The 20324-nt window shown below is 32.6% G+C and carries 17 protein-coding genes; 9 read left to right on the top strand and 8 right to left on the bottom strand.

Annotated elements, in window-relative coordinates:
• Positions 1-11: 11 nt before the first annotated feature.
• Genes thpR through hisB form a run of 6 tightly spaced genes read right to left on the bottom strand, consistent with a single transcriptional unit; the run spans position 12 to position 4139 of the window.
• The gene (gene thpR / locus OWM07_RS06320) at positions 12-569 is read right to left on the bottom strand and encodes an RNA 2',3'-cyclic phosphodiesterase (RefSeq protein WP_423302832.1); all 558 of its coding nucleotides are present in this window, start codon (positions 567-569) and stop codon (positions 12-14) included.
• Positions 559-1776 carry a competence/damage-inducible protein A gene (locus OWM07_RS06315; protein WP_423302831.1) on the bottom strand — a complete coding sequence of 406 codons (1218 nt, stop codon included), beginning with the start codon at positions 1774-1776 and terminating at the stop codon, positions 559-561. The genes thpR and OWM07_RS06315 overlap by 11 nt, the downstream gene beginning before the upstream one ends.
• Complete coding sequence (locus tag OWM07_RS06310; RefSeq protein ID WP_423302830.1) at positions 1773-2222, bottom strand: phosphatidylglycerophosphatase A family protein; 450 nt, start codon at positions 2220-2222, stop codon at positions 1773-1775. Before OWM07_RS06310 ends, OWM07_RS06315 begins: the two co-directional genes overlap by 4 nt.
• A 9-nt stretch (positions 2223-2231) precedes the next feature.
• Positions 2232-2954 (bottom strand): 1-(5-phosphoribosyl)-5-[(5-phosphoribosylamino)methylideneamino]imidazole-4-carboxamide isomerase, encoded by a 723-nt coding sequence (gene hisA, locus OWM07_RS06305; protein ID WP_423302829.1) that lies wholly within the window; start codon positions 2952-2954, stop codon positions 2232-2234.
• Positions 2942-3556 (bottom strand): imidazole glycerol phosphate synthase subunit HisH, encoded by a 615-nt coding sequence (hisH, locus tag OWM07_RS06300; RefSeq protein WP_423302828.1) that lies wholly within the window; start codon positions 3554-3556, stop codon positions 2942-2944. Before hisH ends, hisA begins: the two co-directional genes overlap by 13 nt.
• Position 3557: 1 nt before the next feature.
• Positions 3558-4139 (bottom strand): imidazoleglycerol-phosphate dehydratase HisB, encoded by a 582-nt coding sequence (gene hisB / locus OWM07_RS06295; RefSeq protein ID WP_423302827.1) that lies wholly within the window; start codon positions 4137-4139, stop codon positions 3558-3560.
• 102 nt (positions 4140-4241) lie between these two features.
• Here hisB and OWM07_RS06290 point away from each other — a divergent pair, with 102 nt between their 5' ends.
• From OWM07_RS06290 to OWM07_RS06270, 5 genes are all read left to right on the top strand, one after another.
• Positions 4242-5153 carry a phosphate-starvation-inducible PsiE family protein gene (locus tag OWM07_RS06290; RefSeq protein ID WP_423302826.1) on the top strand — a complete coding sequence of 304 codons (912 nt, stop codon included), beginning with the start codon at positions 4242-4244 and terminating at the stop codon, positions 5151-5153.
• Complete coding sequence (secA, locus tag OWM07_RS06285) at positions 5150-7726, top strand: preprotein translocase subunit SecA (protein ID WP_423302825.1); 2577 nt, start codon at positions 5150-5152, stop codon at positions 7724-7726. Before OWM07_RS06290 ends, secA begins: the two co-directional genes overlap by 4 nt.
• Positions 7727-7891: 165 nt before the next feature.
• Positions 7892-9640: a single-stranded-DNA-specific exonuclease RecJ gene (recJ, locus tag OWM07_RS06280; RefSeq protein WP_423302824.1), complete on the top strand. Its 1749-nt coding sequence runs from the start codon at positions 7892-7894 to the stop codon at positions 9638-9640.
• 1 nt (position 9641) lies between these two features.
• Positions 9642-11774, top strand: coding sequence for a RelA/SpoT family protein (locus OWM07_RS06275; protein WP_423302823.1), 2133 nt, complete (start codon positions 9642-9644; stop codon positions 11772-11774).
• A 105-nt stretch (positions 11775-11879) separates the two neighbouring features.
• The gene (locus OWM07_RS06270; protein WP_423302822.1) at positions 11880-12407 is read left to right on the top strand and encodes a YdcF family protein; all 528 of its coding nucleotides are present in this window, start codon (positions 11880-11882) and stop codon (positions 12405-12407) included.
• A 160-nt stretch (positions 12408-12567) separates the two neighbouring features.
• On the opposite strand, the gene tsf is transcribed toward OWM07_RS06270, so the two are convergent.
• Positions 12568-13224 (bottom strand): translation elongation factor Ts, encoded by a 657-nt coding sequence (gene tsf / locus OWM07_RS06265; RefSeq protein WP_423302821.1) that lies wholly within the window; start codon positions 13222-13224, stop codon positions 12568-12570.
• Between the two features lie 2 nt (positions 13225-13226).
• Positions 13227-14039: a 30S ribosomal protein S2 gene (gene rpsB, locus OWM07_RS06260; protein ID WP_423302820.1), complete on the bottom strand. Its 813-nt coding sequence runs from the start codon at positions 14037-14039 to the stop codon at positions 13227-13229.
• 223 nt (positions 14040-14262) lie between these two features.
• On the opposite strand from rpsB, the gene OWM07_RS06255 reads away from it, so the two are divergent.
• Genes OWM07_RS06255 through OWM07_RS06240 form a run of 4 tightly spaced genes read left to right on the top strand, consistent with a single transcriptional unit; the run spans position 14263 to position 20324 of the window.
• Complete coding sequence (locus OWM07_RS06255) at positions 14263-14538, top strand: ArsR/SmtB family transcription factor (protein WP_423302819.1); 276 nt, start codon at positions 14263-14265, stop codon at positions 14536-14538.
• The gene (locus OWM07_RS06250; RefSeq protein ID WP_423302818.1) at positions 14531-15841 is read left to right on the top strand and encodes a TolC family protein; all 1311 of its coding nucleotides are present in this window, start codon (positions 14531-14533) and stop codon (positions 15839-15841) included. The genes OWM07_RS06255 and OWM07_RS06250 overlap by 8 nt, the downstream gene beginning before the upstream one ends.
• A gap of 19 nt (positions 15842-15860) precedes the next feature.
• Positions 15861-17042 carry an efflux RND transporter periplasmic adaptor subunit gene (locus OWM07_RS06245; RefSeq protein ID WP_423302817.1) on the top strand — a complete coding sequence of 394 codons (1182 nt, stop codon included), beginning with the start codon at positions 15861-15863 and terminating at the stop codon, positions 17040-17042.
• Positions 17043-20324 carry an efflux RND transporter permease subunit gene (locus tag OWM07_RS06240; protein WP_423302816.1) on the top strand — a complete coding sequence of 1094 codons (3282 nt, stop codon included), beginning with the start codon at positions 17043-17045 and terminating at the stop codon, positions 20322-20324. It begins immediately after the preceding gene.

Genomic DNA, 20324 nt, shown 5'->3' with positions numbered 1-20324 from the left:
TATAATTCCTCCTAAGCAGATTTTTTTATATAAATTGGTGAATAAATTGGCCCTTCTTTTGTCAATGTACTTTTATAAAGTATTATTTCACGAATTTCATCACAAATAGATTTCATTTGATCATTTATTTTTAAACAAAAATCGTATAACCCTTTTTTGTCAAGAATTTTTTTGATTCTAGCGCCTGTGAGATGAATAATAAATTTCTTTTTATCGTAATATATTTTATTATTTTTTAAGTTGTTTCTCAAAGCTTCTGCAAGTCTACAAAGTGTATCAGATTCCCCTTTTAGATAAAATACTGCAGGGATACCGTTTCTTTCAAAAAAAGCAAAGTTATTAAATTCTACTTTGGTTGGGCCAAAATCTATATTCTCTATAGATGAAATTATTTGATCAATCTTATTGTTTTTTTGCTCTCCTAAAAAAGCTAATGTTACATGCATATTCTCTTTTTTTACAGGTTTTAAAGTGGCATAGTTTGCCAAACCTAATGTTGCTTTTTCAACAATATTATTTATATGATTACTAAATTTTACAGCTATAAATAACCTTAGACTATCTTTCATTCAAAAGCTCCAGTAATAACCTAAAAGCTGTATTAGCAGTTCTTTCTCTGATAGTTTCCCTGTCTCCGTTGAAATGGTATTTGTTGATAACTATATTATTTTTGAATTTTATCCCTATAAAAACAGTTCCGACAGGTTTTTCATCCGATCCGCCATCTGGTCCAGCTATACCAGTTGTGGCAATAACAATGTCGCTATTAAAAATATTACTACAACCTGATATCATCTCTTTACAACACTCAGCACTGACAGCACCAAAATTTTCGAGTGTATTATATGAAACATTTAATATTTTATTTTTTACTTCATTGCTATAGGCTATTATACTACCCAGAAATGCTTTTGAACTGCCTGGAATATCAGTAATCTTTTTTGCAATAAGTCCACCTGTACAGCTTTCAACTGTAGAGAGGGTGAGATTGTTGTATATAAGTTTTTTTAGGATTACTGATTTTAAAGTATCGTCATCTTCGCCAAAGTAATAATTGCCTAATTTTTCTTTTAGTTTATTTACAAATTCATTTAAAACTTCTTTGTTAAAGCTTCTAATTCTTACAATAATCATCCCTTTAGATGTATTGATGATAACCTCTGGATCTTCCCCTTTTTTGAGCTCTAAAATTGTGGTATCTACATCTGATTCTGGGACCCCTGTAAACTTTAAGTCTTTTTTATATATTTGTTTTAATTTAAAAGTATCTAAAATAAATGGTTTTACATAGTTTAAAAACATATGATGCATTTCATAAGGGATTCCTGGTAGAGAAATTATCCAATTACCCCCTTTATTTACTCCAAAACCGAAAGCAGTGCCTTTGTCATTTTTGAAAAGTAGACAGTTATCTGGTAAGTAGGCTTGCCTTTTGTGGCTTTCTTTCACTGATACCCCACGAGATGTTAGTTTTTCTTCAATAGATTTATAAACTTCTTCGTAAAAAACAAAATTCCTATTTGAAGCAATCGCTACTGCTTCTGCAGTAAGATCATCAAATGTTGGGCCCAAACCACCTGTAGTTATTGTTAGATTATAAGTTTCTAAAGCATCTTTAAAATTTTCTACAAGGATTGATTTGTTATCTGGTAAAGCTTTTATTTCACAAACATTAAAACCCAAATCAGATAAGCTTTTAGCTAAAAAAGCTGAATTTGTATCGACAATGCTACCTTCTAATATCTCGTTTCCAATTGCGAAGATAGCGCATTTCATATAAAAATCCTCAAAATTAACATTACAATAATGGTATAAAGAGCAGCAACAATATCATCAAGCATAATCCCTACGCCACCACTGAGATTATCTTCTAAGTTTTTAATGGGGTAGGGCTTTAGTATATCAAAAAACCTAAATATTATGAAACTCAAAAAGAGGTTTAGCAAATTATAAGGGGTAAATATCATTACAAGATAATACGCAGCAATTTCATCAATAACTACTTCTGAGGGGTCTCCTTTATCATAGTAGTGCTCATAATATTCGCTAGCAATAATTCCTACAATTAATAGAGTGATAAATATAAGAAATTTCCAAAATATAGATAATTTGAGAGTAATAATTATTAATGGTATTGTCGCCAATGTTCCAAATGTTCCTGGTGCAACTGTTATAAATCCAACATTAAGCCCAGTTGCTACCAGTTTTAAAAAAGTATGCATAACAGCTCCTTAATTTTGTAATGTAAATGCTTTTTTTAGGTCAATTTTCCCTTCATAAAAAGCTTTACCGATAATACACCCATATATATTAGGTATTGCTTTGAGATTTTCTATATCTTCACCCCCTTTTACTCCTCCAGAAGCTATGACAGGGATATTTGAATAACTTGTAAGTTTTTTCAACATTTCTAAATTAAGACCGGTTAGCATTCCATCCCTTTCTATATCAGTATAGATAATTGCATGAGGGTTTGTATCTTTATAAAAGTCTATGATATCATAAATAGTTGTTTCACTCTTTTTATACCAGCCATCAGTAGCAATAAATTCGCCTTTACAATCCAAACCTAAAATAACTTTATTATTATGTAGTTTGAGCAACTCTTTTGTAAATTCTTTATTCTTTACAGCAGCAGTGCCTATGATAATGAAGTTAACACCAAGATCCAAATAACCATTGGCTTTGTTAAAATCACGAATCCCTCCGCCAACTTCAACCTCCAATTTTGTGTTAGAGACAATTTTTGCTATTATATTATAGTTAACTGTTGTACCCTTTTTAGCTCCATCTAAATCAACTATATGAACCCTTTTTGCGCCTAAATCTTCAAACATCTTTGCCACATCAAGAGGGTTATCATAATACTTTTTTGCGTCTTCCATTATCCCCTGTTTTAATCTAACTACTTTACCTTCTAGTATATCGATTGCTGGTATTATTAACATTGCCATTCACCAAAGTTTTTTATAATTTTTAAGCCATTTTCAGCGCTTTTTTCAGGATGAAACTGTACCCCTACGATATTATTTTTAGCTACTGCTGCAGTAAATTCAACTCCATAGTTACAAGTTACAATTGTGTTATCATTTATTGGAGCATAATAGGAGTGAACAAAATAAAAATAATCTCCACTTTTAATACCTTTTAAAATAGGGTGATCTGCTACAATATTAATACTGTTCCACCCCATGTGAGGGATTTTTTTCCCTTCTTTTACAATTTCTTCAGGGAATTTTTTTATGTTACCATCAAAATAGCCTAACCCTTCATGTATCCCAAACTCAAAGCTTTTTTCAAAAAGTAGTTGCATCCCTACACAAATCCCTAAAAACGGTTTGCCTGATTTAATATTATCATGGAGTGTTTCTATTAAATCGGTATTTAGTAGATTTTTATAACAGTCGCCAAATGCCCCAACGCCAGGTAGTACTAAATGTGTTGCATTATTTATAATATTTTTATCGTTAGTGATAACGGCATCAAAGCCTACATACTCAAAAGCTTTTTGAACACTTCTAACATTCCCTGAGTTATAGTCGATTATTGCTATCATTTTATTCTAACACCCCTTTTGTTGATGAAATTGCATCACCTTCAACTTTTATTGCCTCTTTTATACTTTTAGCGAGACTCTTAAAAATCCCTTCTGCGATGTGGTGTGAGTTTTTCCCATAACGCTTTATTATGTGCAGATTTACCTTAGCATTTTGTGTAAAAGCTTGGAAGAATTCTTCTAATAGCTCTGTATGAAAATTACCTATTTTTTCTGTAAAAAAATCCACATTGTATACTAGATATGATCTACCAGAAAAATCAACAGCTGTTTCAATAAGTGCTTCATCCATTGGAATTACGGCATGACCATATCTTTTTATCCCTTTTTTATCACCCAAAGCTTGATAAAACGATTTTCCCAACAATATTCCAATATCTTCAACAAGGTGATGATAATCAATATAGGTATCCCCTTTTGCTTTTAGAGTAAGGTCAATTTGTGAGTGATGAGAAAAAAGTTCTAACATGTGTTTTAAAAAGCCGACCTCTAACTCAATGTCGTATTTGCCACTCCCATCAAGATGTAACTCTAAAAAAATTTGAGTTTCTTTAGTTTCCCTTGTTAGTTTTGCTGTTCTCATTAAAATCCCCTTAATTAAATAATATCTTGCTTAAATAGTATAAATTACTATATAAATTTTACAACAAAATATATAAAAATAAATAGAATTTTTGGGGGAACTATGAATATCCGAAAAATTACTCCACTTTATGAGTTGAGCGAAAAGGATAGAGAAAATATTAGATCGATTAAAGATGAAATGATAAAGTTTAAAAATGAGTTTGTAGAAGATTTTTATAATTACATGAATAAAAAATTTGATTTTACAGAGCGTATAGAAAAAGAGAAGTTTATTGTTCATAGAGAAAAACTTAAATTATGGTATGAAAAGTTTTTTGATGCAAATTTTAAAAATGATTATTTCCAATATTTGATAAATGCCAGCCACAAACATGTTGATTTGAAAATAGAGGAAACTGCTATCAATGTGATGTTTAGTTTTTTGAGAAGATGGTTTCATGAAAAGATCTTTTTTATAATCAATGATGATTATAAAAGAAAAGAGATACTTATTAGTGTTCATAAAGCGTTGGACATGAATGCAGCAATAATGAGTATGGCTTATCATAATGAACAGATAAAGAAATTTACATCTATTTTTTCTTTTAAAGATATGGTTATTTCATTTAGTGAAAGGTTTATGTTTGTAATGAACTCTTTATTGATTATTTTTCTCGTTATTTTAACAATCAATGCTGCTTATCTATTTTTTTCAGAGTTATTAGAAGCATATAGTCATTCAAGTGGTAAATTGCTGATAACTGCTTTAGGTTCAATGTTAATTCTCTGGGTTTTAATTGAACTTTTGCATACAGAAATACAACTATTAAAAGGGGGGAAATTTAAAATAAGTATTTTTATAGGGGTTGCTCTGATAGCATTTATAAGAGATTTATTGATTATAACATTAAAACATGAAGCAATAAATAAAGGGACTATTTTTGTTCTTGCATCAATATTAATTCTAGGGCTAATATATTGGCTTACTGCGAGATTGGAAAAAATTGAAAATGTTAAAAGGGGTTCAAGATGATAGGATTTTTAGCTAAAAAGATTTTTGGTTCTTATAATGATAGATATCTAAAAAAAATTAGGCCTATTTTAGAAGCTGTAAATTCCAAAGAACCTGAAATACAGGCTTTAAGCAATGAAGAATTAAGTAAAAAAACAATTGAGTTTAAAGCGAGATTACAAGATGGAGCTAGTCTTGATGATATTTTAGTGGATGCATTTGCTGTAACAAGAGAAGTGGCTAAAAGAACTTTAAATATGAGACATTTTGATGTTCAGATATTGGGTGGTTATGTCTTGCATAAAGGTAAAATAGCTGAGATGAAAACTGGGGAAGGTAAAACGCTTGTTGCAACTTTGCCACTTTACTTAAATGCGCTACTTGGAAAAGGAGCTCATTTAGTAACTGTAAACGATTATTTAGCCAGAAGAGATGCTCAGTGGATGGGTTCTATATATCTTTTTTTAGGATTAACTGTCGGTGTTATTCAGCATGAGGTTTCCTATCTTGTAGAATGGGATAATAAGGAAAAATTTACAACAAGGCTTGTAGAATGCGATAGAAAAACAGCCTATCAGGCTGACATTACTTATGGAACAAACAACGAGTTTGGTTTTGATTATTTAAGAGATAATATGAAATATGATATTAGAGATTATGTACAAAGAGAGCTTTATTATGCAATTGTGGATGAGGTGGATAGTATTTTAATCGATGAGGCTAGAACTCCTCTGATTATAAGTGGCCCAACAGATGAAAAGATAGATAAGTATTATGAAATAGATAGAGTGGTTAGACAGTTAAAAAAAGATGAAGATTATACAGTAGATGAGAAAAGTAGATCGGTAAAGCTAACAGATTCTGGTATCAATAAAATCGAGCAGGCTCTTAATATTGATAACCTCTTTGATGTAAAAAATGTTGATACGCTGCATTTTGTAAATAATGCGTTAAAAGCACATGCTCTTTTTAAAAGGGATGTGGATTATGTTGTTCAGGATGGAAAAGTTATTATTGTAGATGAATTTACAGGTAGATTGATGCCTGGTAGAAGATTTTCAGAAGGGTTACATCAGGCTTTAGAAGCGAAAGAGGGTGTTGAAATTGAAAGTGAAAATCAGACTTTAGCTTCTATCACATTTCAAAATTATTTTAGAATGTATGAAAAGCTTGCAGGTATGACTGGTACAGCAGAGACAGAGGCTCAAGAGTTTAGAGAAATTTATGGGCTTGATGTAATTGTGATTCCTACGCATAAGCCTATGATAAGAAAAGATTATCCAGATGTTATATATAGGACTGCAAAGGAGAAATATGAAGCAATTGTTCAAGAAATAGTGGAGATGCATTCGATTGGAAGACCGGTGCTTGTTGGTACTACATCGATAGAAAAGTCAGAGTATTTAAGTAAGTTATTGAGGAAGAAAGGGATTCCTCATGAAGTCTTAAACGCAAAATATCATGAAAAAGAAGCACAAATTGTTGCAAAAGCTGGTGAGAAAAAGGCTGTTACTATTGCTACAAATATGGCGGGTAGAGGTACAGATATCAAATTAGGTCCTGGGGTTGCAGAGCTTGGTGGTCTTCATATTTTAGGAACAGAAAGGCATGAATCAAGAAGAATTGATAATCAGTTAAGAGGTAGAGCAGGTAGACAAGGAGACCCAGGTTCGTCAAGATTTTTCTTGAGTTTAGAAGATGATCTTTTGCGTATCTTTGGTTCAGAGAAAATTTCTGCCATAATGAATAAATTGGGGATGAAAGAAGGGGAACCTATTGAACACCCACTTATTTCAAGAGCTATTGAAAACGCTCAAAAGAAAGTGGAAGCAATGCATTTTGAGATAAGGAAACATTTGTTAGAATATGACAATGTGATGAATCAACAAAGACAAGTGGTTTACACTTTGAGAAGGACTATTTTAGAGGGCAAAGATCTTGATGAAATTGTTTCTGAGCATATAGAGAATGTTATAGATACTCTAATTAGTGATTTTATTGATGCACCAGACCATCCAGATTTTGAAAGTTTTTCAAAAAAATTGGAGCAGATTCTGGATATTCAAATAGATTTGTCTGGTAATTATTCTAAAAAAGATATTGATGAGATAAAGAAACAGATAATTGATAGCGTAAATGAAAAAATAAATGCAAAGAAAGAGGAAATAGGGGAACATTATTACGGTTTTGTAAGGTTTCTGCTACTCAATATACTTGATAATAGATGGAAAGAACATCTTTTAAATATGGATTATCTTAGAGATTCTGTAGGATTAAGAGGTTATGGTCAAAAGGATCCTCTTATTGAATATAAGAGAGAGTCTTATAACTTATTTACAGATATGATGAATAGAATATCTTTTGAATTTGTAGAGTTCTTGATACATGTAAAGGTGGAAAAGGAAGAAGAATTAGATTTAAAACAGGAGAATAAAAATATAAAAGAAGAGAGAAGGGATATCTTTTCAGATAGTGAACAACAAGAAGAGAAGAAAAAACCGATAAGAAGAGTTAACCCTAAGGTTGGAAGAAATGACCCATGCCCATGTGGTAGTGGGAAAAAATATAAAAAGTGCTGTGGTATGAATGAGTAATAGATTGATATTCTGTTTAAAGAGGTTTTTATAAAGAGAATTAAAGATTAGTAAAAGTTTCATAAAAAATTTGTAATTTATCTTGATAGTAGCAGATATATAATATAGTTGATTTAATTATCAAAACTATATATCATAATTTATAAAGATTTTAAATGAGGTTTTATGCTTAAAGAGGTAGCAAAAACTGATAAATACAGGTGGGTAATCCAAGAGGTAAATATAGAAAACCTCTTTGATTTGATAGATAAATGGCGTTTACCGTTGCCTATTGGTGTAACTTTGTTTAAAAGAGGGGTTTTGACATCAAACGATCTTTATACATTTTTTAATACACCTCTTCAAAGCTTAAAAAACCCTTTTAATATGAAAGATATGGAAAAAGCTGTTAGAAGAGTTTATCAGTCGATTATTGCAGGTGAAAGAATATGCGTTTATGGTGATTATGATGTTGATGGCGTTACTTCTACAGCACTTATTTATCTATTTTTAAAAGAGGTAGGGGCTGATGTTGTTTATTACATACCCAATAGGATTGATGAAGGGTATGGTCTTAATAGAGATGCTATTGATGAGTTAAAACATAAAAATGTGGGATTAATCATAACTGTTGATTGTGGGATTACTGCACTGGATGAAATAAGATATGCAAAAAGTATAGGCCTTGATGTTATAATTACAGATCATCATAAGCCTTTGGATGAACTGCCTGAAGCTTACTGTATTTTAAACCCCTTACAGGAAGGTGATACATACGATTTTAAAAGTTTGGCTGGTGTAGGTGTTGCTTTTAAGTTTATAATGGGGCTCAGATACTATTTATCAATTAATAACTATTTCAAAGATAAAATACCAAACTTAAAGAAATATTTAGATATTGTTGCTTTAGGTACCATAGCAGATGTTGTGCCAATGGTTGATGAAAATAGAATTTTTGTAAAGCACGGTTTACATGTTTTATCAAAGCGTGATGTCCGTGTAGGTTTACAAGAGTTAAAAAGGGTTACTGGATTGTTGAATACAAATATTGAGGTTTCTCATGTGGGGTATGTTTTAGCCCCAAGAATTAATGCTGTTGGAAGGCTTGGAGAAAGTGATAGAGGGGTTAGACTTTTGATAACAAAGAATAAAAATGAAGCAAGATGGCTGGCTGAGGAGTTAGATATTGAAAATAGATTTAGACATGAGATGGAAAAAAGAATTTTAAATGATACTTTTACAAAGATTGAAAAGCTAAAGCTTGCAGAAAAATACGCAGGCATGGTTTTGTTTTCGGATAAATGGCATCCTGGTATAATAGGTATTGTAGCCTCAAGAGTTGCTGAAAAATATAATAAACCTACGATAGTTATATCCATTGAAAATGGTATTGGAAAAGGCTCAGCAAGAAGTATATCTGATTTTCATTTATATGATTGTTTAAAAGAGTTATCGGATCTATTCCTTAAATTTGGTGGGCATAAGTATGCTGCAGGCTTGCAACTTTATGAAAAGGATATTAAAACACTACAAAAGCGTTTTCATGATATTGTAAATAAGAGGAGAGTTGATAGTTCAGAAAAGCCTACCATTATGATAGATTCCATAATAGAGCCTAAAGATATAAACATGGATTTGATGAACTGGATAGAGAAGATGAAACCTTTTGGACAGGGTAATCCAGAACCAGTTTTTTGTATGAAAGGGGTTAGAAAATATCAGCAGTTTGGCTTTACTGGGAAAGATAGGGCAAATGTAAGAGGGTTTGTTGAAAAAAATGGGTATATTTTTGAAATTGTAGGTTATGGTATGAAAGAGTATAAACAATTATTAAGAGAAAATGATGTGTTTGATATTTTATTCACTCCTGAGATAAATCAATGGTTTGGTGATAGGTCAATTTTACTCAAGGTGAAAGATTTCAAAAAGGTCTAAAATGCCAGAACATAAAAAAACAGTCCGCTTATTAGATATTCAGGAAAAATTAACGGCAAATGGTATAACTAATTTAGAAAAGTTGCACAAAGCTTATGTTTATGCTGCCACAAAACATAGAGGGCAGCTTCGCAAAAGTGGAGAGCCTTATCTTTCTCATCCATTAAATGTGGCATATATTTTGGCTGAAATGAATATGGATTTGGATACAGTTGTTGCAGGATTATTGCACGATACTTTGGAAGATACAGATGCCACCTATGAGGAGCTTGTAAATCTATTTGGAGAAGATGTGGCATTTTTGGTAGATGGTGTTTCTAAAATAGGTAGAATTGATTTTAAATCACATGAGGAAAAGCAAGCTGAAACATTTCGTAAAATGCTCATATCCATGTCCAAGGATATCAGGGTAATAGTGATTAAGCTTGCTGATAGATTACATAATATGCGAACAATAAATTTTCTTTCTGATGAGAAAAAGAAAAGGATTGCTAAAGAGACTTTAGAAATTTATGCCCCTTTAGCTCACAGATTAGGGATAGCATGGATAAAATGGGAGTTAGAAGATTTATCCTTTAGGATTTTAAATCCTGAGGCATATTATGAAATTTATAATAAGGTTAAGCTAAAAAGAAGCGAAAGGGAGCAGTTTTTAAAAGAAGTAATTGAGATTGTAAAGAATGCTCTCGAAAAAGAGGGGATTAAAGCAGAAGTAACTGGAAGGCCAAAACATTTTTACAGTATTTATTCAAAGATGATACGGAAAAAAACGACCTTCGAAGAGATATACGATTTGTTGGCTTTAAGAATACTGGTTAATACTGTTGGAGAATGTTATGCTGTTTTAGGTATAATCCATAATTTATGGAAACCTATTCAGGGTAGGATTAAAGATTATATAGCGATGCCCAAATCGAATATGTATCAGTCACTTCATACTACAGTGATTGGTCCTAAAGGGATGAGGGTTGAATTTCAAATTAGAACATACGAAATGCACAGAATTGCTGAGGAAGGGATTGCTGCTCATTGGAAATATAAAGAAGGGAAAGTTTTTGATCCAAAAGAGGATACTACATTTGTATGGCTTAGACAATTGTTAGAGCAAAAGGATTTAAAGGATCCAAAAGAGTTTGTAGAAGCTCTAAAAGAGGATATTTTACCTATTCAGATATATGTTTTTACACCTAATGGTGATATTGTAGAATTACCTGTTGGTTCAACACCTATTGATTTTGCTTATGCCATCCATACAGAAGTGGGGCACAGGTGTGTTGGGGCAAAGGTTGATGGGAGGATGGTATCTTTAAAATATAAACTGAAAAATGGTGAAAAAGTTGAGATTCTAACATCCCCAAATCAAGAGCCAAGAAGGGACTGGTTAAACTTTGTCAAAACTAATAGGGCAAAAACGAGAATAAGAAGTTATTTGAGGAAAAAAGAAGAAGATAAAGCGATTGAAGTCGGGAAGCAGTTGTTGGACAAGGTTTTTAAAGAACACGATTTAAATTTTGATGAAATAGTCAAAGATCAAGAGAATGTAAACAAAATTTTAACAAAATTTAATTTAAGGTCGTATGAAGATATAATAAAATCTGTGGGTTATGGCAGACTTTCTCCAAAGCAGGTTTTACATCTTTTTGCAAAAGAGGATGAAGTAATACCTACACAAACTAAAAGGAGATCTCACCGAAAGGATCCTTTTATTATAGATGGTATTGAAGATATGATGATAAAGATAGGGCAGTGCTGTAAACCTTTACCAGGTGATAAAATAAAGGGTTATATTACAAGGGGGAGAGGGATTGTAGTACATAAAGAAAGCTGTAAAAATTTTAAGAATCTGGCAATTGATGAGGATAGAATTATTGATGTGGAGTGGAATGTAAATCAAAACTTTAAGATGTCCGTTAAAATTGATTCAATTACTGAGGATAGGCCTGGTATGTTGAGTGAAGTGGCAAATGTTATAAAAGAGCTTGGGATAAATATTGTTGAATTTGTAGCGAAGCCATTTACAAAGGGGAAAGCTAGGCAGGTTTTTAGTGTGGAAGTTACTGATAAAAATCAGCTCAATAGATTGATTACAAAGATAAAAAATATCCCAGGTGTGGAGGAAGTAAGGGTTTTATAAATTATGTTTTTTGTAATAAAAAAATTTATAACCTATTTTATAATCCCCCCAGGTTTTTTTATTTCACTTTTTGTTATTTTATTTTTGGTTACAAAAGAAAAAGTTTTGAAAAAAATTTTTATTTTATTGTCGGTTTTAATCTATCTTATTTCTATCTCACCCACCAAAGACCTGCTGTTATACCCACTTTTAGTTAAATTTGAAGATAGTAATTGTGATGACTTTGATGCTATTGTGATTTTAGGTGGAGGTGTTTATGCAGGTGGTGAACTCAAGGAGGATTCTTTAAAAAGGTTAGTAGAGGGGTATATTATAGCGAAAGAATTTGATAAACCGATAATACTTTCTGGTGGTAGGGTCTCTAAAAAAATAGAGCCTGAGGCAATGGTTATGCGAAAAAAATTAATTAAATTGGGTTTTGACGGCAGAATTTTTTTAGATGATAAAAGTAAGGATACCTTTGAAAATGCCAAATTTGTAAAGAGGATTATCACTGATAATGGATATAAAAAAGTTTTACTTATAACCTCTGGCTATCATCTTTTAAGGAGTAAAATTTTATTTGATAAACTTGGTGTAAATAGCTGCGCAAAGCTTGTAGATAAAAAAATTGATAAAAATATAATTTTATAGACTTTTTACCCACGCCATCAAATATGTATATAATCTCTAAAATTATCAAAGAGTATTTAGGCTTACTTTTTTATAGTATAAAATAAAAAAAGCTGCAGCTAAGACTGCAGCTTTTTTAACTTTGATAATACATTGAAAGAAACTTCTATTGGGCAATAAGTTAGCTCCCTTTTACTTGCTTCATTACCTCTTCCACAAAATTTTCCTGCTTTTTTTCGATACCTTCACCTAATTGATATCTCACAAATCTTCTCACTTTGATATTTTCACCTATTTTAGCAATTTTTTCAGCGATATATTGTCCAACAGTAACATCTGGATTTTTTACAAATGGTTGATCCAAAAGACAGATGCTTTCTAAATATTTTTTAATTTGCCCTTCAACTATTTTTTCAATTATATGATCAGGTTTTCCTTGCTCTTTAGCTTTGGCTACATAAATTTCTTTTTCTTTTTCGATTACTTCTTGAGGAACTTCATCTTGAGATACATAAAGAGGGTTTGATGCACAAATATGCATAGCTATATCATTACAAAGCTCTTTAAATTCGTCAGTTCTTGCAACGAAATCTGTTTCACAGTTTACTTCAACAAGAACCCCTATTCTGCCACCGCCGTGAATATAGGAAACTACTAAACCTTCAGCAGCGACTCTTCCGGCTTTTTTAGCTGCATCAGCAAGCCCTTTTTTCCTTAAATATTCGATAGCTTTTTCTATATCACCATCTGTTTCTTGCAGGGCTTTTTTACAATCCATCATCCCTGCGCCAGTTTTTTCTCTTAATTCTTTTACTAATGCTGCAGTAATTTGAGCCATTATTACTCCTCCTTAGCTTCTTCTTTTTCTTCAGTTTCTGATTCTTCACTTTCTACAATTTCATCTACTGGGATGTCATCATCCTCTTCATTCTGGTTAGCTGCTCTAACCTCTTCTAAAAGTTCTTCTTCGCGAAGCTGTTTACCTTCTAAAACAGCATCAGCTATTCTATTTGCAATTAATTGACAGGCACGGATAGCGTCATCATTACCAGGTATTGGGAAATCTACAAGATCAGGATCACAGTTTGTATCTACAATTGCAACTATTGGTAAACCTAATTTTTTTGCTTCAAGTACCGCATTCATTTCCCTTTTAATATCAATAATAAAGAGTATATCAGGAATTTCTTCCATATCTTTAATACCATATAGATTCTTTTTTAATTTTTCATATTCCCTTTTAAGTCTTGCAGCTTCTTTTTTAGTGTAGTTTTTAATATAATTAGAGTTAAACATCTCTTCTAATTCTTTCAATCTTTGAATACGAGTTTTGATTGTGTTAAAGTTTGTTAAAGTTCCACCTAACCACCTGTTGTTAACATAAAAGCTTTGACATTTTTCTGCTGCTTCTTTAATAGCTTCTTGAGCCTGTTTTTTGGTGCCCACAAAAAGCACTGAAGCACCACTTTTTACCATGTCTCTGATAAACTCGTAAGCTTGATTGAAACATTGTGCAGTTTTTTGAAGATCGATTATGTAGATACCGTTTTTCTTCCCAAAGACATATTTTTGCATCTTTGGGTTCCATCTTTTTGTTTGGTGGCCAAAGTGCACACCTGCTTCAAGCAGATTTTTGATTGAAATATAAGACATACTTCCTCCTTATTTGTTATTCCTCCGCCCCAGGTAGTGGCATCAGCTTATGCTGACACGCGCCAGATACCTGTTTTTTGGGCGTGTGTTTTGGGAGAAATCTTCTAACATACAATTTTTACTAAATCAATAAGAAAATATTAAAAAATTTCAAATCAAAAATAAGTATTGACAATTACAAATATATAAATATTTATATATTTGCATATACGGAGGTGTGCTTATGGATGTTTACGAAATCTATTCGGAAAAGCTAAGGGTTATGGGGCATCCAGTGAGGTTAAAGATAGTTCATGGATTGTGTAAAAAAGAGTGTAATGTTACCAAAATGTCAGAGATTTTAAATATTCCACAGGCAGTAATTAGCAGACACCTTGGTTTATTAAAAAATGCAGGGATTGTTCAGGGTGAAAGGGATGGTAGCAGTATCTGTTATAAAGTTAGTGATAAAAAAATTATGAAGATGGTAGAAGTTTTGATGGAGGGTTATGATGAATAGAAATTTATTTGTTGTTTTCTTTTTGTTTCTGATTGTTAGCAACATTTACGCAAAAGTGTTTACCATTGATGAGGCTAAAAAGTATGCCCTTGAAAATAATAATCTTATCAAAGCTTATGAAAAAGAGGCTGAAGCGGCAAAATATAAAAAGTTTCAAGCCTACGGGGCATATTTACCAAAATTAAATATTTCAGAAACATATATGAGAAGTGATGAGCCAGCAACAGCTGCTTTTGCAAAAATGGCTCAAGGCAGATTTGATATGCAATATTTTGCAACACAATTAAAAAACCCCGAAAATGTTACAAATTTTGAAACAAAAATAGAACTGATACAGCCCATTTTTATGAATGGTAAAATATTTTTTGGAATAAAGCAGGCAAAGGAGCTAGAAAAAGCGAGTGAATACAAATTATCAAGAGTAAAAGATAATATCCTATTTAACACATATCGCTCTTTTTACGCCGTAGGATTATCCAAAAAAGCTTTAGAGGTCACAAAGAAATCTTATGAGAGAACAAAAAAATATTATGAAATGGCAAAAGATTTTTACAAAAATGGTATGATAGTCAAAAGTGATTTATTAGTAGCAGAAAGCTACTTATTGATGAATGAAGCAGCTATTAAAGATGCCGAAAAGCAGGTGGAAGTGTCAAAGAGCTATTTACAGCGTTTATTAAATATTGATGAAGATGTTGATGTAGTCTGGAGTGATTTAAATATAAATGTAGAAAAAAATCTGAATGAATATATCGATTTAGCGCTTTCAAATAGAGAGGATCTGAAAGCATATAATCATTATTTAAAAATAAATGACTATGAAGTGAAAAAATCAAAGAGTTCTTTTTTGCCAGAAGTCGCATTATTTGCAAATTATAAGCAAAATGATGACAAAATTTTTGGTGATGCTGGGACAGGTTTTACAATTGGAGCTTATGCAAAGCTCAATATTTTTAATGGGTTTTCTGATTACAATAAAATAAAAGAGAATAAGTCAAACTATTTTTCATTACTAAATAAAATTGCAGACTTAAAATATCAGATTAAAACAGAGGTAAAAGAAGCATACTATTCTATAAAATCTTCGGAAAGTAAGCTTGAAGCTTCAAAGTTGCAGGTGGAAAAAGCTTATGAAGCTTTAAAGATTACAGAAAACAGATTTAAAGAAGGGTTAGCCAAAGTTACAGAGCTTCTCGATAGAGAGGTAGAAGTAAAAGAAGCAGAACTTCGCTTACTTATGGCAGAATATGATTTGATTGTGGCAAAAGCTAGGCTTTTATTTGCAATAGGTATGATAAAATAAAAATTTAGGAGGATAGATAATGAAAAAGTTGTATGCACTTTTTGTTTTGATAGCTTTTTTTGCTATATCCTGTTCATCTGGTAAAGAAGCTAAAAAGGGAGAGAGTATTTATACTCCAAAAAAGGTTAATGTGAAAATTTCTACAGTTTCCGAGAAGAAAATAGCTGATATGGATACTTTTAGCGGTACAGTTTTTAGTGATACTACTACATTTTTAATGCCAAAAGTTGTAGGGTATGTGGAAAAGATTTATGTGCAAGAAGGTGAAACATTTAAAAAAGGTGATTTGTTAATAAAACTTAAAAGCAAAGAGCTTGAAGATAAAAAGAGATTTGCTCTTGCATCAGTCAAAGAAGCAGAAAATGGCTTAAAACAAGCAGAACTTGGCATTGAAATGGCAAAAAGGCAATATGATCAGGCAAAAGCTGGATATGAGTTAGCGGAGAAAACATATAAAAGGTTTCAGAATTTGATAAAGAATGAAAGTGTAAGTCAGCAAGAATTTGACGAAGTAGAAGCTAAATACAAAATGGCAAAAGCTTCTTTAGAACTTGCGGAGAAAAATTTAAATCTTGCAAAAGAGAAATATGAGCAAGTGAAAATAAAAAAAGAGCAGGCTTTGGCTGCGCTATCAGAAGTAAATACTTATTTGTCATACACAGAAATCAAAGCTCCTTTTGATGGAATCGTTTTAGAGAAAAAAACTGATATTGGCAATCTTGCAGCACCTGGTGCACCTCTTTTGAAAATAGGCTCTAAAAAGACAGTTGTTTATGCCTTTGTAAATGAAGGGGCTTTAAATAAAATTAAAGTGGGTGATAATGTAGATGTTTTCATCCCTTCTATAAATAAAAGTTATAGTGCAAAAGTGTTGGAAATAAGTCCTGATGTTGATCCAGCGACTAGAAATTTCAAAATTAAACTTACTGGTTGTGATGCTTGCGTTCCTGGCATGTATGCAAAAGTGAAGGTTAAAGGTGATATGGATGATTTGATTGTTGTTCCAGAAAATGCAGTTGTTAAACGAGGACAACTGGAAATAGTTTTTGTGGATAGAAATGGTAAAGCAGAGCTCAGAATTGTAAAAATAGGTAGAAAATTTGAAGATGGAATAGAAATTCTTAGTGGACTCAAGCCTGGTGAGAGAGTCGTTATCGAAAATGCTGATAAATTAAATGCAGGAGATATCCTGGAGGGGTAAATGATGGAAAAAGATAAAGAGTTAAAAGATAAAAATCAAAAAGTGGAAGCCTGTGAAATAGATGTTGATGAAGAAATAGAAGAGTTAAAGTATGGTATTGCTGAAAGGGTAGCAAAGGCATTTTTGCGCTCAAAGATTACACCGCTTTTAATTATAGCAGCACTTTTTATCGGTATAGTTTCTGTGATTATGACTCCAAAAGAGGAGGAGCCACAGATAGTGGTTCCTATGGTGGATATATTTGTCCCTTATCCTGGAGCTGGTGCAAAAGATGTGGAAAAAGTTGTTGTAGAGCCCCTTGAAAAGCTGATGTGGGAAATCCCTGGTGTTGAATATGTTTATGGGACAGCGATGAATGATGTGGGAATGGTGACTGTCAGGTTTAAAGTGGGTGAGGATGAAGAAGAAAGTATTACTAAGCTTAAAACCAAGATTGATTACAATATGGACAGGATGCCTCAAGGCGTAATGATGCCAATAATTAAGAAGAGGTCTATTGATGATGTCCCTCAGGTTGCTTTGACACTTTGGTCGGAAAATTATGATTCATATACACTTAGAAGGATAGCTGCTGAGGTGGAGCATAGATTAAAAGAAATTCCTGATATTTCAGAAACTTCTATAATTGGTGGATACAAAAGGGTTGTGAGAATTGAGCCAGATATTACAGCTCTAAAATCTTATAATCTTGACCTATTTAGACTCTATGGCGCATTGAATATGTCCAATCAGTCTCTAAACTCTGGTGAAATTACAGCCAACAACAAAACATTTTATATTAGAGCGGGTGGTTTTTTCCAGAGTGTAGAAGATGTTAAAAATCTTGTAGTAGGCGTTTATAATGGCAAACCTGTTTATTTAAAAGATGTTGCAAAAGTAAGTGATGCACCAGATGTGCCAGATAACTATGTTTTAATAGGTTTTAATGAAAAGATATCACCAAATCTTTATAATGCAGTAACAATTTCTATTTCAAAAAGAAAAGGTAGCGACTCAGTTGTAGTAGCTGATAATATCTTAGATAAGCTTGAAACATTGAAGAAAACTATCATCCCTGATGATGTGAAAGTTACAGTTACTAGAAACTATGGTGATACAGCTTATGAGAAGGTTAAAACACTCATTGAGCACTTATTGGGAGCTATCCTTGCTGTTATTATCGTTATGACTCTTACAATGGGGTGGAGAGCTGGTTTTGTAGTATTTGTGGCGCTGCCTGTTACTTTTGCTTTGACACTTTTTGTTTATTACATGTTTGACTATACATTAAACAGGGTGACACTTTTTGCCCTTATATTTGTTGCAGGTCTTGTGGTGGATGATGCTATCATCGTTGTTGAAAATATGGAAAGGCATTTTAAGATTTCCAATAAAAATCTGCTTAAGCGGGCAATACTTGCTGTGGGTGAAGTGGGCAACCCCACTATCCTTGCTACAATTACAGTTATCGTAGCTATTTACCCTATGGCATTTGTTAGAGGGCTTATGGGGCCTTATATGAAACCTATGCCAATTGGGGCATCCCTTGCTATGATTTTCTCACTACTTGTAGCTCTGATTATTACACCTTGGCTTGCATATAAATTACTTGCTGGGCACACAAAAGTTGAAGGGGATGTGGATGAAGAAGAGTATGTAAAACAGACAAAGCTTTATAAGATTTATAGTAAAGTGCTTATCCCTCTAATAGATAAATTGTCTTTAAGATTGTTGTTAACAGTAGTAATGATAGGTTTATTTATAGGTGCTTTCATGTTTATACCTACCAAGCTTGTAGTAATGAAGATGCTCCCTTTTGATAACAAAAACGAATTACAGGTAATCATAGATATGCCAGAAGGGACACCATTAGAAGAGACTACAAAAGTAGCCTCAGAAATAGGAAATTATCTTGCAACAGTAAAAGAGGTAGAAAACTATCAGATTTATGCTGGTATTGCAGCACCTTACAACTTCAATGGTCTTGTAAGACACTATTTCCTTAGAAGAGGTAACAATGTAGCAGATATTCAGGTAAATTTTGTTGATAAAACAGCAAGAAAACTAAAGAGTCATGATCTTGCAAAGCTGATTCGTGGCCCAATTCAAGAAATTGCAAAGAAATATAATGCAAATGTTAAAATAGCAGAGGTTCCACCTGGCCCGCCAGTGCTATCTACTCTTGTAGCAGAAGTTTATGGGCCAAATGAAAAGGCAAGGTTGGAAGTGGCTAAGAAAATAAAAGAGATTTTTGAGAAGACTGACGGAGTTGTGGATGTTGACTGGTATGTAGAAGATGACATGAAAGAGTATGTGTTTGATGTGGATAAAGAAAAAGCTGCTTTGACAGGTATTTCCACTGAGATGGTATCTAAAACTTTATACATGGCTCTAAAAGGGATGAAAGTTGGTATTATCCATACTGGGTTTGATAGAGAAGATGTGGATATAATTTTGAAACTGCCTGAGAGTGAAAGGAATATTTTAAGTGCTATAAAAAATATAAACTTGATTTCTATGGCAGGAAAGCCTGTTCCTTTGAGCGAGCTTGTGCATATCAAAGAGAAGACAAAAGAGAAAGCAATTTATCACAAAAACTTACAACCTGTTATTTATGTGACTGGTGATGTAGCAGGTAAAGAGGAAAGCCCAGTGTATGCAATTTTGAAAATGAATAAGGAGATAAAAAATATTACTTATAACGGCGAGCCAGTAAAACTTCTCTGGACTCATCAGCCTAAGACAACTGACCATGTAAGTGTAAAGTGGGATGGTGAATGGCAGATTACTTACGAAGTGTTTAGAGACCTTGGGCTTGCTTTTGCTGCGGTGCTTGTGATTATGTATTTTGTGCTTGTGGCATGGTTTAAATCTTTTGCAACACCAATTATTATGATGATACCTATTCCACTCAGCTTGCTTGGGATTATACCAGGGCATTTCATTTTTGGTAAGTTTTTCACAGCAACAAGTATGATTGGATTTATTGCACTTGCTGGTATTATGGTGAGAAATGCGGTGTTGTTGATAGATTTTACAGAAGCTGCACTTGAAAAAGGGAAAGATATAAAAGAGGCTGTGGTGCAAGCAGGTGCAATCAGAACAAGGCCAGTTGTATTGACCACAGTGGCAGTTATTACTGGTGCTTTGTTTATGCTGCCTGACCCAATTTTTGCAGGGCTTGGTGTATCTTTGATTACTGGTGCGGTAGTGTCAACAATTTTGACACTCGTTATTATACCGTTAAGTTACTATTTTTATCATAGGTTTATGGTGAAATATTTTAATAAACAGGAGGTATAA

Source organism: Deferribacter thermophilus (assembly GCF_049472675.1).
Taxonomy (GTDB): Bacteria; Chrysiogenota; Deferribacteres; order Deferribacterales; family Deferribacteraceae; genus Deferribacter; species Deferribacter thermophilus.
This window is presented reverse-complemented; position numbering and strand designations above follow the sequence as displayed.

What these genes read in the sequence shown, in the direction of transcription:
- thpR (WP_423302832.1), bottom strand. Translation starts at nt 569, where the DNA reads ATGAAAGATAGTCTAAGGTTATTTATAGCTGTAAAATTTAGTAATCAT.
- OWM07_RS06315 (WP_423302831.1), bottom strand. Translation starts at nt 1,776, where the DNA reads ATGAAATGCGCTATCTTCGCAATTGGAAACGAGATATTAGAAGGTAGC.
- OWM07_RS06310 (WP_423302830.1), bottom strand. Translation starts at nt 2,222, where the DNA reads ATGCATACTTTTTTAAAACTGGTAGCAACTGGGCTTAATGTTGGATTT.
- hisA (WP_423302829.1), bottom strand. Translation starts at nt 2,954, where the DNA reads ATGGCAATGTTAATAATACCAGCAATCGATATACTAGAAGGTAAAGTA.
- hisH (WP_423302828.1), bottom strand. Translation starts at nt 3,556, where the DNA reads ATGATAGCAATAATCGACTATAACTCAGGGAATGTTAGAAGTGTTCAA.
- hisB (WP_423302827.1), bottom strand. Translation starts at nt 4,139, where the DNA reads ATGAGAACAGCAAAACTAACAAGGGAAACTAAAGAAACTCAAATTTTT.
- OWM07_RS06290 (WP_423302826.1), top strand. Translation starts at nt 4,242, where the DNA reads ATGAATATCCGAAAAATTACTCCACTTTATGAGTTGAGCGAAAAGGAT.
- secA (WP_423302825.1), top strand. Translation starts at nt 5,150, where the DNA reads ATGATAGGATTTTTAGCTAAAAAGATTTTTGGTTCTTATAATGATAGA.
- recJ (WP_423302824.1), top strand. Translation starts at nt 7,892, where the DNA reads ATGCTTAAAGAGGTAGCAAAAACTGATAAATACAGGTGGGTAATCCAA.
- OWM07_RS06275 (WP_423302823.1), top strand. Translation starts at nt 9,642, where the DNA reads ATGCCAGAACATAAAAAAACAGTCCGCTTATTAGATATTCAGGAAAAA.
- tsf (WP_423302821.1), bottom strand. Translation starts at nt 13,224, where the DNA reads ATGGCTCAAATTACTGCAGCATTAGTAAAAGAATTAAGAGAAAAAACT.
- rpsB (WP_423302820.1), bottom strand. Translation starts at nt 14,039, where the DNA reads ATGTCTTATATTTCAATCAAAAATCTGCTTGAAGCAGGTGTGCACTTT.
- OWM07_RS06255 (WP_423302819.1), top strand. Translation starts at nt 14,263, where the DNA reads ATGGATGTTTACGAAATCTATTCGGAAAAGCTAAGGGTTATGGGGCAT.
- OWM07_RS06250 (WP_423302818.1), top strand. Translation starts at nt 14,531, where the DNA reads ATGAATAGAAATTTATTTGTTGTTTTCTTTTTGTTTCTGATTGTTAGC.
- OWM07_RS06245 (WP_423302817.1), top strand. Translation starts at nt 15,861, where the DNA reads ATGAAAAAGTTGTATGCACTTTTTGTTTTGATAGCTTTTTTTGCTATA.
- OWM07_RS06240 (WP_423302816.1), top strand. Translation starts at nt 17,043, where the DNA reads ATGATGGAAAAAGATAAAGAGTTAAAAGATAAAAATCAAAAAGTGGAA.